We start from the raw sequence: 14,820 nt of genomic DNA, 5'->3' as shown, positions 1-14,820 counted from the left end.
CCACCGGTCCGGCCCGTCGGCGCGGTCCCCGGGGCGCTCGCGGGCCCGCGCCGCGCCGCCCGGCGGGGGCCGGCCGGTCAGCCGGCGGTGACGCGGATGACCTCCTCGAAGGTCGTCTCCCCGCGCATCGCCTTCTCCAGCGCCGACTGGCGCAGCGTCTTCATCCCGATCCGCTCCGCCTCGGCCAGCAGCGCCGACTCCGTCGCGTCGTGCATGAGGACCTTGCGCATGCTCGGGGTCACGTCGAGGACCTCGTAGACCGCGGTGCGGCCGCGGTAGCCGGTGCCGCCGCACTCGGGGCAGCCGGTGCCCTTGAGCGGGGTCGCGTCGAGGATGTCCTCGATCGTCAGGTCCAGCACGGCGAGGACGTCCTCGTCGGGGATGTAGCCGTCCGCGCAGGAGTCGCAGGGCTTGCGGACCAGCCGCTGGGCGATCGCCGCGGTCAGCGAGCTGGCCACCAGGAACGGCGCCGCGCCCATGTCGACCAGGCGCGTCAGCGCCCCCACGGCGGAGTTGGTGTGCAGGGTCGTCAGCACCAGGTGGCCCGTCATCGACGCCTTGAGCGCCAGCTCGGCGGTCTCGGAGTCGCGGACCTCGCCGATGAGGACGATGTCGGGGTCCTGGCGCAGGACCGAGCGCAGGCCGGCGGAGAACGTCATGCCCACCTTGGCGTGCACCTGCACCTGGGTGATGCCGGGCAGCTGGACCTCGACGGGGTCCTCGAGGGTGATGATGTTCTTCTCCGGCGACATCGTCGCGTGGATCGCCGCGTAGAGGGTGTTCGTCTTGCCCGACCCGGTGGGGCCGGTGATGAGCACCAGGCCCTGCGGGACGCTGAGGGCCTTCTCGAAGATCTCCAGCTGCTCCGGCTCGAACCCGAGCGAGGGCAGCGAGGGGACGTCGTCGCCGCGGGTGAGCAGGCGGATCACGATCTTCTCGCCGTGCAGGGCGGGCAGCGTCGAGACGCGGCAGTCGATGGCCGCGCCGTCGACGACCACGCGGGTCCGGCCGTCCTGGGGGATGCGGCGCTCGGAGATGTCCAGCCCGGAGATGATCTTGATGCGGCTGATGACGCTGGGCGCCACCCGCTTGGGCGCGGACATCACGTCGCGCAGCAGGCCGTCGACGCGGAAGCGGACGCGCAGCTGGTCGCGCTGGGACTCCAGGTGGATGTCGGAGCAGCGCAGGCGCACCGCGTCGGAGAGGATCCGGTTGACGAGCTTGACGATGGGCGCGTCGTCGTCGACGGAGCCGTTGAGGGCCGCCAGCGGGTCCTCGTCGTCGTCCTCGGTGGCGTCCTGCACCATCCGCGACACCTGCGAGGTGTCCTCGGTCAGCGACCAGGCGCGGGCCAGCTGGTCGCGGATCTGGGAGTCCATCGCCACGACGACGTGCAGCTCGGGCGTGCGGGTGTAGAGCTTGACGTCGTCCAGGGCCAGGACGTTCGTCGGGTCCGCGGCCGCGACCAGCAGGTACTCCGGGGTCTTGTCCAGGACCAGGACGCGGCAGCGCTCGGCCACCGCCCGCGGCAGCAGGCGCACGACGTCGGGGGCCAGGGTCAGCCGGGACAGGTCCACGTGCTCCAGCTGCAGCAGCTCGGCCAGGCACTGGGCCAGCTCGGCCTCGGAGACCATGCCGAGCTCGACGAGGATCTGACCCAGGCGGCGGCGCGGGCCCTCCACGTTGCGCTGCTCGGCCAGGGCGACGTCGAGGTCCTCGGGGACCAGCAGACCCTTCTCGACGAGCACGTCCCCCAGGCGCCGGCGCACGGGGGTCGCGGGCTGGCCCTGGGCCGGGACCGGCTGGAGCGGGACCTGTCCCGTCGACGTGGCGGGGGCGTCGAGAGTCGTCACCCGTCGGTCATCGGCAGGTCCTCCGCCGGAGTTGAACCGGTGGGCGCGGGTTCAGCCGGTCGCTCCGCCCCCGCGGCCGGCTCGGGTGGCCGCTTGCGCTTCTTGCCGCCCTTGCGCTTGGCGTCGCGGGAGGGGGCGGGGACGTCGTCCTCGTCGCGCAGCTCCTCCAGGACGGCCCGCAGCTCCGAGCGCACGAAGTCGCGGGTGGCGACGTCGCGCAGCGCGATCCGCAGCGCGGCCACCTCGCGGGTCAGGTACTCGGTGTCGGCCAGGGCGCGCTCGCCCTGCGCGCGGTCCTGCTCGTTGAGGACGCGGTCGCGGTCGTCCTGGCGGTTCTGGGCCAGCAGGATCAGCGGTGCCGCGTAGGAGGCCTGCAGCGACAGGATGAGCGTCAGCAGGGTGTAGTTCAGCGCCCGCGGGTCGAACTGCGCGCCCTCGGGGGCGAAGGTGTTCCAGGCCAGCCACACCGCGACGAAGCCCGTCATGTAGACGAGGAAGCGGGCGGTGCCCATGAAGCGGGCGAACTTCTCCGACGCGCGGCCGAAGGCGTCGGGGTCCACCTGCGGGCGCGAGAGCAGCTGCCGCCGCGCCTCGCGCGGGGTGTCCAGCGAGACCGCGTCGCCGCGGGCCCGGCGCGGGCTGCTGCGCGGCTCGCGGGGTTCGCGCTCAGTCACGGTCGGCCTCCGTCCCCGGGGTCCTCGAGAAGACCTCCTCCGTCGTGTCGCGCCAGTCCTCGGGCAGCAGGTGGTCCAGCACGTCGTCCGCGGTCACCGCCCCCAGCAGGTGCCCGTCCTCGTCGACGACGGGCATCGAGACCAGGTTGTACGCGGCCAGCTGGCGGGTCACGCCCTGCAGGGTCTCCCCCGGGGACAGCGGGTCGATGTCGGTGTCGAGGATCTGCCCCAGCGGCGTCTGCGGGGGTTCGCGCAGCAGCCGCTGCAGGTGCGCGGTGCCCAGGAAGCGGCCGGTGGGCGTCTCCAGCGGCGGCCGGCACACGTAGACGGCCGTGGCCATCGGCACGCTGAGCTCGCTGCGGCGCACGTGGGCCAGCGCCTCGGCGATCGTCGCGTCCGGGGCCAGCACCACCGGGTCGGAGGTCATGAGCCCACCGGCCGTGTAGTCGTCGTAGGCCAGCAGCCGGCGCACCGGGTCCGCGTCGTCGGGCTCCATCAGCGCCAGCAGCCGCTCCGCCTGCTCCGGCGGCAGCTCCGAGAGCAGGTCGGCGGCGTCGTCGGGCTGCATCTCCTCCAGGACGTGCGCGGCGCGGTCGCCCGCGAGGGCGGAGAGGATCTCGACCTGGTCGTCCTCGGGCAGCTCCTCCAGGACGTCGGCGAGGCGCTCGTCGTCGAGGGCGGCGGCGACCTCCAGGCGGCGCTTGGGGGTGAGCTCGTGGATCACCTCGGCCAGGTCGGCGGCCTTGAGCTCCTCGAAGGCGGCCAGCAGGTTCGTCGCCCCCTGGTCCAGGTCGGGGGAGGCCAGGCCCAGCACCCCGCCGGCGACGCCGTCGACGTCGATCGTCATCGTCTCCCCCCGCCGGCGCAGCCGCCCCGAGAGCCCCTTGGCGGCCTCCCCGCGGCGGACGAACAGCTTGGTCAGCCGCCAGTCGCGGGCGCGGTTGAGCTCCAGGCCCAGGTCCTCGACGGTGGCGCTGCCGCTGCCGTCGGCCAGCTCCACCGTGCGGTCGAGGAGCTCCGCCAGCAGCAGGGTCTCGGTGCCACGCTGCTCGAAGCGGCGCATGTTGACCAGGCCGGTGGTGAGGACCTGCCCGGTGTCGACGCTGGTGACGCGGGTCATGGGCACGAACACCCGGCGCCGGCCGGGGACCTCGACGACCAGGCCGATGACGCGGATCGGCCCGCGCGGGCTCAGCAGGCCCACCACGTCGCGGACCCGGCCGACCATGTCGCCCTGCGGGTCGAACACCGACGTGCCCGCCAGCCGGGCGGCGAACACGCGGGTCAGGGAGCCGGTCACACGCTCCAATCTAGGGGCTGGCTTCCAGCGCGCGGCACCGCGCGGCGCCTCCTACCGTGGCGGCATGGCCAAGGAGAGCAAGAAGATGAAGGCGGAGGGCGTCCCCCTCTACACCGTTCCCGGACTCACCCCCGAGCAGGCCGCGGAGATCGCGGCGGTGCTCCAGGACCGGCTCAACGCCCTGACCGACCTGCACCTGACGCTGAAGCACGTCCACTGGAACGTCGTCGGCCCGCACTTCGTCGCCGTGCACGAGATGCTCGACCCGCAGGTCGACGCCGTCCGCGAGATGGCCGACACCACGGCCGAGCGCATCGCCACCCTCGGCCTCTCGCCCTACGGCACGCCCGGTGCGCTGGTCGCCGACCGCAGCTGGGACGACTACTCCATCGGGCGCGCGGGGGCCATCGAGCACCTCGGCGCCCTCGACCTCGTGTACTCCGGGGTCATCCAGGACCACCGCCGGGCCGTCGAGGCGGTGGGTGAGCTGGACCCGATCACCGAGGACATGCTCATCGCCCAGTCCGCCCAGCTGGAGCAGTACCACTGGTTCGTGCGCGCCCACCTGGAGACCTCCGGCGGCCAGCTGTCCACCGCGGGCGCCTCCTCCGAGGTGCAGGCGCGCAGCCAGGCCCGGGCCGGGGCCAAGCGCAAGACCGCCTGACGTCCACCGCGGGCCGGGAGGTCGTGCCCACGGGCACGACCTCCCGGCCCGCGTCGTTGGGCAGGTGTCGGGGCTCCCGGCTGGGAGCATCGACCGATCCCGCGCGAACGTCGCGGGACGGGTACGACCGGTGAGGATGTCGAATGTCGAACCTCGGGCCCATGGGTGGTCCGCAGCGAATGACCACCCCCACCCCGCCGTCGGGGGAGGCGATCGGTCGCTACGCCACGTACTCGGAGGCGCAGCGGGCCGTGGACTTCCTCTCCGACGAGCACTTCCCGGTGCAGAACGTCACCATCGTCGGCAACGGCCTGCAGATGGTCGAGCGGGTCACGGGACGGCTGACCTACGGGCGGGCCGCCGGGGCCGGGGCGGCCTCGGGCGCCTGGTTCGGTCTCCTCGTGGGCCTCATGCTGTCCGTCTTCGGCGGCGGCGGCAGCGGGGCGCTGCTCACCGGGGTCCTCGTCGGGGCCGGGTTCGGGATGCTCTTCGGCGTGATCTCCTACGCGCTGACCGGTGGCCGGCGCGACTTCACCTCCTCCAGCCAGATCGTGGCCTCGGAGTACACCGTCCTCTGCCTGCCGCAGCTGGCCGGGCAGGCCCGCGAGGTCCTCTCGCGCCTGCCCAACGGCCTCGGCCGCGGCACCGGCCCGGACTACTCCGCGCCCTCCGGCGGCTCCTCGCAGTGGGGCGCTCCGGACCCCGGGGCGCGCCCGGGCCCCTGGTCCGCGCCCACCGCGCCGCCGCCGGGCGCCCACCTCCCGCCGCCGCAGCCGGGCAGTGCCCCGGCCCACCAGCCGCCGCCGCCGGCGGGGGAGCGCCCGGCCGAGCCGGAGCCGGTGATGGACCTCTCCGGCCCCACCTACGCCGAGAAGGTCGAGGAGCAGCGCCGCGCGCGCCGCGCCGCGGAGCAGCAGGAGCGCGACCGGGTGCGCGACGCGGAGTGACCCTCGGGGCCCGGGGGCCCACCGCCCCCGGGCCGCGTCCGCGGGTCCTCAGCGCAGCGAGGCCATCCACGCCTCGACGGCGTCGGGGGTGCGGGCCAGCACGGCGGTGAGGTTCTCCACCCCGTCGGCGGTCACCAGGACGTCGTCCTCGATCCGCACCCCGATGCCGCGCAGCTCCTCGGGGGCGAGCTCGTCCTCGGCCTTGATGTAGATGCCCGGCTCGATGGTGAAGATCATGCCCTCGCGCAGCTCGGCGTCGAGGTACATCTCCCGGCGGGCCTGGGCGCAGTCGTGGACGTCGAGGCCGAGGTGGTGGCTGGTGCCGTGCGGCATCCACCGGCGGTGGAACTGCCCGCCGGGCTCGAGCGAGGACGCCGCGTCGACGGGCAGCATCCCCCACGCGGACAGCCGGTCGGCCACGACGCGCATCGCGGCCTCGTGGACCTCGCGGAAGCGCACCCCGGGCCGGGCGACGGCGAAGGCGGCCTCGGAGGCGTCGAGGACGGCCTGGTAGACGCGGCGCTGGGCGTCGGTGAAGGTGCCGTCGACGGGCAGGGTGCGGGTCACGTCGGCGGTGTAGAGGGAGTCGACCTCCACCCCGGCGTCCAGCAGCAGCAGCTGGCCGGGGGCGATGGCCCCGTCGTTGCGGATCCAGTGCAGCGTGCAGGCGTGGTTCCCGGCCGCGGAGATCGTCTCGTAGCCCACGGCGTTGCCCTCGACGCGGGCGTGGCCGTCGAAGGCGGCCTCCACGACGCGTTCCCCGCGCGGGTGCCCCACGGCCCGGGGCAGGACCCGCACGACCTCCTCGAAGCCCCGCACGCTGGCCGCGACGGCCTCCCTCATCTGGGCGACCTCGTGCTCGTCCTTGACCAGCCGCAGCTCCGAGAGGGCGGTGACGAACTCGTCGTCGGCCGCCTCCGGCGGGGTCGGGCGCAGCGGGAGCACGGTCCCGGTGACCGCGGGGTCCGCGTCGGGCACCAGGCGCAGGCCCGTGGTGGTCCCCTCGGCCATCGACGCGGCGACCTCGTCGGCCAGGGCCGCGACGTCGTGGCAGGTGATCCCGGTCTGGGCCTCGAACTCGCGCAGCGTGGGACGGACCCCGACCCAGAGCTCGCCGTAGCGGGCGTCGGCGAAGAACTCCTCGGTCTCCCGCCCGGCCTGCGGGCGCACGTAGAGGACGGCCTCGTGGCCCTCCGCGCCGGCGCGCGGGTGCAGGACGAGGACGGCGTCGGCCTCGCGGTCGGTGCCGAGCCCGGTGAGGTGCGCGAACGCCGAGTGCGGCCGGAAGCGGTAGTCGGTGTCGTTGGAGCGGCGGACGAGGGTGCCGGCGGGCACGACGAGGACCTCGTGCGGGAACAGCGAGGACAGCACCTCGCGCCGGCGCGCGGCGAAGGGGGCCGACGGCGCGGCGCCGAGGTCCTCGGCGGGGCGGGGGCCCCAGCCCTCGGCGATGAAGCGGCGGAAGGCCGCCGAGCGGGGGGTCGAGCGGTGGGACCTCTCGTCCTCCGCGTCCTCCTCCGCGCCCGGGACGGCGACCACGGGGTCTCCGGCCTCGGGGGCGCGGGCGTCGAGGACGTCCTCGACGGTCGCCCCCTCCACCTCCCCGTCCAGCTGCGTCGTCTGCGAAGTCGCTCCGGAAGTCACGGCCCCATCATCGCCCGCCCCCGCCGGCTTGTCCCCCCACCCCGCCGCCCCGCCCCGGAGGCCACCCGGTGGTCACCGGGTGTCGTCCGGCGTGACTGCACGTCACCCAGCTGTTGACGTCCGGGCGGTCGCGGGGCCACCGTGGAGCATGGGCGGTACGGCGACGTGCCCCCGCTGCGACGGAGCGGTGCGGGCACCCAGCATCTGGCACTCCTCGGCGACCTGCGCGGTCCACGGGGAGGTGGTCCCCCTGCAGCCCCCCCAGCCCGCCGACGCCGAGCACCTGGCCTGGGTCGCGCGGCACTCCGACGTCCCCGTCTGGCTGCCGTGGCCCCTGCCCGACGGCTGGCTGGTCACCGGGACCCGCTGCGTGCGCGACGGCAAGCACGAGGCGCAGGCCGTGGTCGTGGCCGCCAGCGGCCCCCACCACGGCACCGGCGGCTCCCCGGTGGCCGACCTCCTCCTCGTCTCCGAGCAGCCCGGCACGGGACTGGGCGCCCACCTCGCCGGCCTCGACGACGTCGACCCCGGCGAGGGGCTGGTCACCGGCCGGCCCGCCGCCCGGCCCCACGCCGACGGAGCCGCCACCCCCTTGTGGCCGGTGCCCTCCGCGGAGGACCGGGCCGTCCTCGTCGGGGAGGCCGGCGGGGTCTGGCTGTGGGCGCTGCTGTGGCCGGCCACCGCGGGCGTCACCCTCCTCGACGACCTGCACCTGATCGACCTGCGCGACCCCGGCCACGAGCTCGACGTGCCCTGCGGGGCGCTCTCGCCCCGGGTCGCCTGGTCCGCCCCGCCCAGCGCCCTGCGGGCCTGAGACCCGGGCGCGGGCGCGCGTGGACCGGAGGACCGGGAACGGCACGTAAGCTCTCGGGGTGCGCATCGACCTGCACACGCACTCCAACGCTTCCGACGGGACCCAGCCGCCGGCGGGGGTCGTGACCTCCGCCGCCGAGGCCGGGCTCGACGTCATCGCCCTCACCGACCACGACACCAGCGACGGCTGGGACGAGGCCGTCGCGACGGGCGAGCGGTTGGGAGTCCGCGTGGTCCCCGGGGTGGAGATCAGCTGCCTGCGGGGCGGCGTCTCCGTCCACCTCCTCTCCTACCGGCACGACCCGGCCGACGAGCCGCTGGCCCGCATGCTCGCCGGCTCGCGCACCTCGAGGGCCAGCCGCGCCCGGCTCATGGTCGAGCGGCTCGGCCCCGACACCGGCCTGCGCTGGGAGGACGTCCTGGAGCACGTCCACGGCGGGGCGACGATCGGGCGCCCGCACATCGCCGACGCCCTCGTGGCCCGGGGCGTCGTCGCCGACCGCGACGAGGCCTTCGCCACGGTCCTCTCCGGCCGCAGCCGGTACTTCGTCCCGCAGACCGCCCCCGACCCGGTCGAGGCCGTGCGCCGGGTCCGCGCCGCCGGCGGGGTGTCCGTCATCGCCCACCCCGCGGCCTCGAAGCGGGGCAGCTGCATCGGCGACGCCGACATCGAGGCCATGGTCGAGGCGGGGCTGGCCGGGCTCGAGGTCGACCACCGCGACCACTCCGACGCCGAGCGCGCGCACCTGCGCGACGTGGCCCGCTCCCTGGGCCTGCTGGTCACCGGCTCCAGCGACTACCACGGCACGGGCAAGCGCAACCTGCTGGGGGAGAACACCACCGACCCCGAGGTCCTGGCCCGCCTGGACGCCCTCGCCGAGGCCGGGGCCGGGGTCACCGGGACGTCGCCCCGGTGAACTGGCAGCTCTTCGGGGAGGCCTTCGTCACCCTGTTCGTCATCATGGACCCGCTGGGGACCGTGCCGATCTTCCTGGGCCTCACCGCCAGCTTCAGCACCGCCGAACGCTCCCGCGCCGCGCGGCAGGCGGTGTTCGTCGCCTTCGGCGTCATCGTCGCCTTCGCCCTCTTCGGCCAGCGGATCCTGGACTACCTGCACATCAGCCTGCCCGCGCTGCAGGCCGCGGGGGGTCTCCTGCTGCTGCTCATCGCCCTGGAGCTGCTGACCGGCAAGGGGGACGAGCCCACCAGCACCGTCGGGGTCAACGTGGCCATGGTCCCGCTGGGCACCCCGCTGCTCGCCGGCCCCGGCGCCATCGTCGCCACCATGGTCTTCGTGCAGCAGGCCGAGGGCTGGGACGACCGGGCCGCGGTCGCCCTGGGCGTGCTGGCCGTGCACGTCACGCTGTGGCTGGCGATGCGCTTCGCCGGGTTGGTGCACAAGGTCCTTGGCGACTCCGGGGTCCTGCTGGTGACGCGGGTGGCGGGTCTGCTGCTGTCGGCGATCGCCGTGCAGCTGGTGGCCGACGCCGTGCGCACCTTCGTCGTCGGTCCCGCCTGACCCGGCCCGCCCGGCCTCAGAGGCGCCGCAGGCGCGCGGTCAGCCCCCCGGGGTCGACCGCCACCGGTCCCGGCCGCGCCCACGGGGGCAGCACGCCCAGGGCCAGCCGCGACACCCGGTGCCAGGCCCCGTCCTCGCAGCCGTCCCCGCAGCCGTCCCGGTGGCCGCCCAGGGCCGCGGTGACGGGGGCCGGGTCGGCCTCCACCTCGGCGCGCACCGCGGCGACGTCCTCCGCCACCTCGGCCAGCGTCGCCGGCAGGTCGTCGGGTTCGGCACCCAGCAGCACCGCGGTGCTGCGCTGCTCCCGCACGTAGCTCTCCGCCGCCGCCGGGGTCGGCTCCCCGCCCGCGGCCGCGGCCGTCAGCAGCACGCAGTGCACCCGCAGCGCGTGACGCAGGGCCAGCAGGTCCGGGTCGTGCCCCTCGGGACGCACGTGCGGGTCCCCGCCCACCGCCCGTTCCCGCGCCGCCAGCCCCAGGGCCCGCACGGGGTCGGTGGTGGCGGCGCGCAGCAGGGCCGCCGCGTCCTGCACCCGGCGGCGCCGGGGACGTTCGTCGGCGGTGACGACCCGGGCCAGCCGCGGGTGCCGCTCCTCCACCAGGGCGGCCGCCAGCAGCGCCACCTCCAGGGTCGGACGGGCGTGCAGCGCCGCGGAGACCGACGGGGGGCGGGCCGGTGCGGGCCGGCCGCGCAGCGCCACCCGGGCGGCGCCGCGTCCTGTCGTGGTGGCTGTCACCCCTCCAGGGTGCGCTCGCCCGGGGCAGGACGCAGCTCGGGGCCGGGCCCACGGGTGGGCCCGGCCCCGGTCGGTCAGTCCGCCGCGGGAGCGCTCGCCGCCGCGTCCGTCCCCGTGCCCGCCTCGTCGGCCCGGGTGCGGGTGCGGCGACGACGGCGCGGGCGCTCGGCGTCCTCCGCCCCGGCCGGCGCCGACGCGGCGGGGGGAGCGGTCGCGGTGCTGCCGGCCTCGACGGCCGTCTCCTCGACCTCGACGCCGTTGCGGGTGCGCCGGCGCTGGCGGTCGCGGCGGGGACGCGCGACGCGCTCCTCGACGACCCCCTCCTCCGCGGCGGGAGCGGGCCCGGCGCCGCGGGCACCGCCGTCGCGGGAGCCCGCGCCGTCGCGGGAGTCCTTGCGCGGGCGGCGGCCCTTGGCCGCGCCGACCTCGCCGAGGTCCTCCACCTGCTCGGCCTCCAGCCCGGCGCGGGTGCGCTGGCCGCGGGGGAGCCGCCCGGTCGTCCCGGCGGGGATGCCCAGGTCCTCGTAGAGGTTGGGGGAGGTCGAGTACGTCTCGACCGGCTCGCCGAAGCCGAGGCCGAGGGCCTTGTCGATGAGGGACCAGCGGGGCAGCTCGTCCCAGTCCACGAAGGTCACCGCGACACCGGTGTTCCCGGCCCGCCCGGTGCGCCCGATGCGGTGCAGGTAGGTCTTCTCGTCCTCGGGGCACTGGTAGTTGATGACGTGCGTGACGTCCTCGACGTCGATGCCGCGGGCCGCGACGTCGGTGGCGACGAGGACGTCCACCTTGCCGTGGCGGAACGCACGCAGGGCCTGCTCGCGCGCCCCCTGGCCCAGGTCGCCGTGGATGGAGGCCGCCGCGAAGCCGCGCTCGGTGAGCTGCTCGGCGACCGAGGCCGCGGTGCGCTTGGTGCGGCTGAAGACGATGGTCAGGCCGCGGCCGGTGGCCTGCAGCATCCGGGCCAGGACCTCGACCTTGTCCAGGGCGTGGGTGCGGTAGGCGAACTGGGTGATGGCCGCGACCGTCGCCCCGTCGTCGGTGGGGTCCACGGCGCGGATGTGGGTGGGGCGGCTCATGTAGGAGCGCGCCATGGCCACGACCGGGCCGGGCATGGTCGCCGAGAACAGCATCGTCTGGCGGGCCGGGTCGGTCTGGGCGATGAGGCGCTCGACGTCGGGCAGGAAGCCCAGGTCGAGCATCTCGTCGGCCTCGTCGAGGACGACGCACTTCACGTTGGACAGGTCCAGGTGGCGCTGCTGGGCCAGGTCGAGCAGCCGCCCCGGGGTGCCGACGACGACGTCGACGCCCTTGGTCAGCGCGTCGATCTGCGGTTCGTAGGCGCGGCCGCCGTAGACGGTGAGGATGCGCGCCGGGTAGTTGCGGCTGGCGGTCGTCAGGTCGCCGGCGACCTGCGTCGCGAGCTCGCGGGTGGGGACGATGACCAGCGCCTGCGGCTTGCCCGGGTTCGGCAGCGCGTCGTAGGCGGGGTCACCGGGGACGGCGGTCCGCTGCAGGAGCGGGACGCCGAAGCCGAGGGTCTTGCCCGTGCCCGTCTTGGCCTGGCCGATGATGTCGTGCCCGGACAGCGCCACGGGCAGGGTCATCGACTGGATGGGGAAGGGCGTGGTGATGCCGGCGCCGGCGAGGGACTGCGCGATCCGCGGGTCCACGCCGTGCTCGGCGAAGGTCCCCACGTGCGGGGCCTCGACGGCGGTGTCCGGTGCGGTGGTCTGGTCGGGCGTCTCGACGTCCGTCGTGCTCGAGTCGGTCATGGGTCTCCCGTGGAGGGGGCGGCGGCGTCGACGGCCCGCACGAGCTCACCGGGGTGGGAGCGCTCGAACCCTCCGCGAGGAGGTCGTCAGGCGGGACGTGCGGCCGCGTCGCGGCAGTCGGCAGCCGATCGTGACTGGCGACCGGGCAACCATGAACCCGACCATGGTAACCGGGACGGGTAACCGGGACGCGCCACGGCGTGACGCGGCCCGTCCGGGGACGGACGTGCCGCGGCGCCGGGGTGCGGTCTCCCGCGCCCCGGCGCCGTGACCCGGGCCGATCTCCCGGGACCGTCCTCAGGACAGGCCGAAGCCCACCTTGCGGACCTCCGACGCGCCGATGTCGACGTAGCCCAGCGACGCGGACGGGACCACCACCAGGCGTCCCTTCTCGTCCACCAGCCGCAGCACCGCGCCACCGGACAGCGCCTCGGTGACCGCCGCGGTGATCTCCTCGCTGGTCTGGGCCGACTCGAACACCAGCTCGCGTGCGACGTTCTGCACGCCGATCCGAACCTCCACCGCAGTCCCCTCCCGGGTCTCGCCGTACCTCAGTCGTGCTCCTCGGCCGGGTGGAGCACCACACCGGCCGCCCACCACGCTAGTCGGCCCCGCCCGCCCCGCGCGTTCCGGTTCGCCGCGAGCGGACGCGGTGCCAAGCTGGCGCCGTGCTCCTCCCCGACCCCGCCCCCGCCCCGGACCGGCTCGCACCGGCGCCCCGGCGGGCGCTCCTGCTCGGTGGGCTGGGTGCCCTGGCCTGGCTCGCCGGCTGCACCGGCACCCCCTCGCGCGCCGCCGGCACCGCCACGGACGCGGCCGCCGCGAGCCCCTCCGCCCCCGCTCCGGCCCCCGCCGACCCCGCCCCGCCCGCGCCGTCGACGCCCACCGCGCCCGCGCCGCCCCCGGGCTTGACCGCCGCGGACGTGGCCGCGGGCATCCTGCGCCGCGAGGTCCCGCAGTCCGGCGGCGGCACCCTCGTCGTCGTCCCGGGGTCCTCCCCGGCCCCGGCCTCGGCGCGGGTCCGCACGGTGCGGGTGGAGGTCGAGCAGGACCTCGTCGACGCCGGCGTCCTGGACCCGGCGGCCTTCGCCGGCTTCGCCCTGGGGGTGCTTAACGACCCCCGCGGCTGGGGCGCCGGCGGCACGACGAGCTTCGCCCGCACCGACGGCGACGCCGAGATCCGCCTCGTCCTCGCCACCCCCGACACCTCGGCCGCCCTGTGCCGCCCGCTGCGGACGATGGGGACGCTGTCCTGCCGCACCGGCGACGCCGCGGTCCTGACCTGGTACCGCTGGGTGGAGGCGATCCCCGACTACGGCGAGGACCGCACCGGCTACCGGCAGTACGTCGTCAACCACGAGGTCGGGCACGCGCTGGGTCACGGCCACGACCCCAACCCGGGCCCCGGGCGGCTCGCGCCGGTCATGATGCAGCAGACCAAGGGGCTCGACGGGGCGCTGCCCAACCCCTGGCCGAACCCCTGAGCGACCCCGCCCCCAGCAGTGGTGCACCGTCGTCACCGCGCCGCCCCGGGCCGGGGTGTCCGTCGTCACCCCGGTCACCCTGCCGGGGCCTCCCGCACGAGGGGCCCCCGCGACGCGTCGGACGGGGCTGGCAGGCTGCGGCGGGTGCGAGACCCCGCTGACGCCCCCGACCTGCCCGACCGGGCCGAGGAGGTCCTCGAGGTCGTGCACGCGATCCCGCCCGGGCGGGTCCTGACCTACGGCGACGTCGGTGAGCTCGTCGGCGACCGCGGGCCGCGGTTCGTGGGGAACGTGCTGCGCCGCTTCGGGTCCCACGCCCCGTGGTGGCGGGTGCTGCGCGCCGACGGCAGCTCCGCGCCCCCGCTGGCCGAGCGCGCGCTGGAGCACTGGCGCGAGGAGGGCGTCCCCCTGCGGCGGCTGGCCCACGACCCCGCCGACGTGCGCGTGGACCTGGCCCGGGCCCGCTGGGACGCCCGCGGCTGGACGGCCCCGTGGGCCCCGCGGTGAGCGACGGGCTGGTCGCGGACCTGCGCGACGCGCAGCGGCGGTTCTCGGTGGAGTTCTCGCCCGCCCACGACGAGGAGGGCGCGCAGCGCCAGTGGCGGGCCGTCGAGCGGCTGGCCCGGCTGCGGCCGGTGTTCGCCTCGGTGACCTACGGCGCCGGCGGCGGCACCCGGGAGGGCACCGTCGAGCTCGCCTCGCGCCTCGCCGCGCGCACCGACCTGCGCCCCGTGGCCCACCTGACCGCCGTGGGCCAGTCGGTCCCGCAGCTGCGGGGCGTCGTGCGCGACCTCCTCGCCGGCGGGGTCACCGACGTGCTGGCGCTGCGCGGGGACCCCGACGGCGACCCGCGCGCGCCGTGGCGGGCGCACCCGCAGGGGCTGCAGCACGCCGACGAGCTGGTGCGCCTCGCCCTGGCCGAGGGGGTCCGCAGCGCCGGGGTGGCCGCCTTCCCGCTGGGGCACCCGGAGTCGCGCGACCTCGACGAGGACCTGCGCCACCTGCTGGGCAAGTTCGCCGCGGGCGCCGGCTTCGCCATCGCCCAGCTCACCTTCGACGTGGAGGACTTCCTGCGCCTGCGCGACCGGCTCGCGGCCGCCGGCTGCACCGCCCCGCTGGTCCCGGGCCTGCTGCCGGTGACCAGCCCGAAGGTGCTCGAGGTCACCCGGCGCCTGACCGACGGCCACGAACCCTCCTGGCTGCAGCGCCGGCTCGCCCCGTTCCTCGACGACCGCGGCGCGTTCCGCGAGGAGGGCGTGCGCCTGGCGCTGGAGGACGGTCGCCGGCTGCTGGCGGAGGGGGTGCCGCTGCTGCACCTGTACTCGCTGAACGCGGCGGGCAACGTCGAGACCCTCGTCGAGGAGCTCGGGCTGGCCGGACCGCGCTGAGCCCGCCGTGTCGGAGGCGTGTGGTG

The 14,820-nt window shown here is 76.0% G+C and carries 15 protein-coding genes; 8 read left to right on the top strand and 7 right to left on the bottom strand.

What is annotated here, in order from left to right; genetic code table 11:
• Positions 1–77: 77 nt before the first annotated feature.
• From KRAD_RS05325 to KRAD_RS05315, 3 genes are read right to left on the bottom strand one after another with little or no spacing between them, the layout of a single operon-like run.
• A complete protein-coding gene (locus KRAD_RS05325) occupies positions 78–1,853 on the bottom strand; it encodes a GspE/PulE family protein (RefSeq protein WP_012084502.1) in 1,776 nt (591 codons plus the stop codon).
• Positions 1,850–2,527 carry a DUF1003 domain-containing protein gene (locus KRAD_RS05320; protein WP_012084501.1) on the bottom strand — a complete coding sequence of 226 codons (678 nt, stop codon included), beginning with the start codon at positions 2,525–2,527 and terminating at the stop codon, positions 1,850–1,852. Before KRAD_RS05320 ends, KRAD_RS05325 begins: the two co-directional genes overlap by 4 nt.
• Complete coding sequence (locus KRAD_RS05315; protein ID WP_012084500.1) at positions 2,520–3,827, bottom strand: magnesium transporter MgtE N-terminal domain-containing protein; 1,308 nt, start codon at positions 3,825–3,827, stop codon at positions 2,520–2,522. The genes KRAD_RS05320 and KRAD_RS05315 overlap by 8 nt, the downstream gene beginning before the upstream one ends.
• 64 nt (positions 3,828–3,891) lie before the next feature.
• Between KRAD_RS05315 and KRAD_RS05310 the strand changes: the two genes are divergently transcribed.
• Entirely contained in the window at positions 3,892–4,491 is a 600-nt protein-coding gene (locus KRAD_RS05310; RefSeq protein ID WP_012084499.1) for a Dps family protein, read from the top strand.
• 179 nt (positions 4,492–4,670) lie between these two features.
• On the top strand, positions 4,671–5,438 hold the full coding sequence (locus KRAD_RS26515) for a YflT domain-containing protein (RefSeq protein WP_183390533.1): 768 nt from the start codon (positions 4,671–4,673) through the stop codon (positions 5,436–5,438).
• Between the two features lie 48 nt (positions 5,439–5,486).
• Here the strand turns inward: KRAD_RS26515 and KRAD_RS05300 are convergent, their stop codons facing one another.
• Positions 5,487–7,082 carry an aminopeptidase P family protein gene (locus tag KRAD_RS05300; RefSeq protein WP_012084497.1) on the bottom strand — a complete coding sequence of 532 codons (1,596 nt, stop codon included), beginning with the start codon at positions 7,080–7,082 and terminating at the stop codon, positions 5,487–5,489.
• Between the two features lie 148 nt (positions 7,083–7,230).
• On the opposite strand from KRAD_RS05300, the gene KRAD_RS05295 reads away from it, so the two are divergent.
• From KRAD_RS05295 to KRAD_RS05285, 3 genes are read left to right on the top strand one after another with little or no spacing between them, the layout of a single operon-like run.
• Positions 7,231–7,896: a DUF6758 family protein gene (locus KRAD_RS05295; RefSeq protein ID WP_012084496.1), complete on the top strand. Its 666-nt coding sequence runs from the start codon at positions 7,231–7,233 to the stop codon at positions 7,894–7,896.
• Positions 7,897–7,954: 58 nt separating this feature from the next.
• Entirely contained in the window at positions 7,955–8,812 is an 858-nt protein-coding gene (locus tag KRAD_RS05290) for a PHP domain-containing protein (protein ID WP_012084495.1), read from the top strand.
• Positions 8,809–9,414 carry a MarC family protein gene (locus tag KRAD_RS05285; protein WP_012084494.1) on the top strand — a complete coding sequence of 202 codons (606 nt, stop codon included), beginning with the start codon at positions 8,809–8,811 and terminating at the stop codon, positions 9,412–9,414. Before KRAD_RS05290 ends, KRAD_RS05285 begins: the two co-directional genes overlap by 4 nt.
• A 16-nt stretch (positions 9,415–9,430) precedes the next feature.
• Here the strand turns inward: KRAD_RS05285 and KRAD_RS05280 are convergent, their stop codons facing one another.
• From KRAD_RS05280 to KRAD_RS05270, 3 genes are all read right to left on the bottom strand, one after another.
• Positions 9,431–10,150 (bottom strand): oxygenase MpaB family protein, encoded by a 720-nt coding sequence (locus KRAD_RS05280; protein ID WP_012084493.1) that lies wholly within the window; start codon positions 10,148–10,150, stop codon positions 9,431–9,433.
• A 74-nt stretch (positions 10,151–10,224) separates the two neighbouring features.
• Entirely contained in the window at positions 10,225–11,922 is a 1,698-nt protein-coding gene (locus KRAD_RS05275; protein ID WP_012084492.1) for a DEAD/DEAH box helicase, read from the bottom strand.
• Between the two features lie 297 nt (positions 11,923–12,219).
• Positions 12,220–12,444 (bottom strand): DUF3107 domain-containing protein, encoded by a 225-nt coding sequence (locus tag KRAD_RS05270; RefSeq protein WP_012084491.1) that lies wholly within the window; start codon positions 12,442–12,444, stop codon positions 12,220–12,222.
• A gap of 146 nt (positions 12,445–12,590) precedes the next feature.
• On the opposite strand from KRAD_RS05270, the gene KRAD_RS05265 reads away from it, so the two are divergent.
• The 3 genes from KRAD_RS05265 to KRAD_RS05255 all read left to right on the top strand — a co-directional run bounded on the left by KRAD_RS05265 (position 12,591) and on the right by KRAD_RS05255 (position 14,794).
• Positions 12,591–13,406 carry a DUF3152 domain-containing protein gene (locus KRAD_RS05265; RefSeq protein WP_012084490.1) on the top strand — a complete coding sequence of 272 codons (816 nt, stop codon included), beginning with the start codon at positions 12,591–12,593 and terminating at the stop codon, positions 13,404–13,406.
• Positions 13,407–13,550: 144 nt separating this feature from the next.
• Positions 13,551–13,913 (top strand): MGMT family protein, encoded by a 363-nt coding sequence (locus tag KRAD_RS05260; protein ID WP_041291916.1) that lies wholly within the window; start codon positions 13,551–13,553, stop codon positions 13,911–13,913.
• Complete coding sequence (locus KRAD_RS05255; protein ID WP_203417496.1) at positions 13,910–14,794, top strand: methylenetetrahydrofolate reductase; 885 nt, start codon at positions 13,910–13,912, stop codon at positions 14,792–14,794. The genes KRAD_RS05260 and KRAD_RS05255 overlap by 4 nt, the downstream gene beginning before the upstream one ends.
• The last annotated feature ends 26 nt before the right edge of the window (positions 14,795–14,820 follow it).

Origin of the sequence: Kineococcus radiotolerans SRS30216 = ATCC BAA-149, assembly GCF_000017305.1 — a bacterium.
Taxonomy (GTDB): domain Bacteria; phylum Actinomycetota; class Actinomycetes; order Actinomycetales; family Kineococcaceae; genus Kineococcus; species Kineococcus radiotolerans.
This window is presented reverse-complemented; position numbering and strand designations above follow the sequence as displayed.

Coding starts and splice junctions, on each gene's coding strand:
- KRAD_RS05295 (WP_012084496.1), top strand. CDS start 7,231: ATGGGCGGTACGGCGACGTGCCCCCGCTGCGACGGAGCGGTGCGGGCA.
- KRAD_RS05275 (WP_012084492.1), bottom strand. CDS start 11,922: ATGACCGACTCGAGCACGACGGACGTCGAGACGCCCGACCAGACCACC.
- KRAD_RS26515 (WP_183390533.1), top strand. CDS start 4,671: ATGACCACCCCCACCCCGCCGTCGGGGGAGGCGATCGGTCGCTACGCC.
- KRAD_RS05310 (WP_012084499.1), top strand. CDS start 3,892: ATGGCCAAGGAGAGCAAGAAGATGAAGGCGGAGGGCGTCCCCCTCTAC.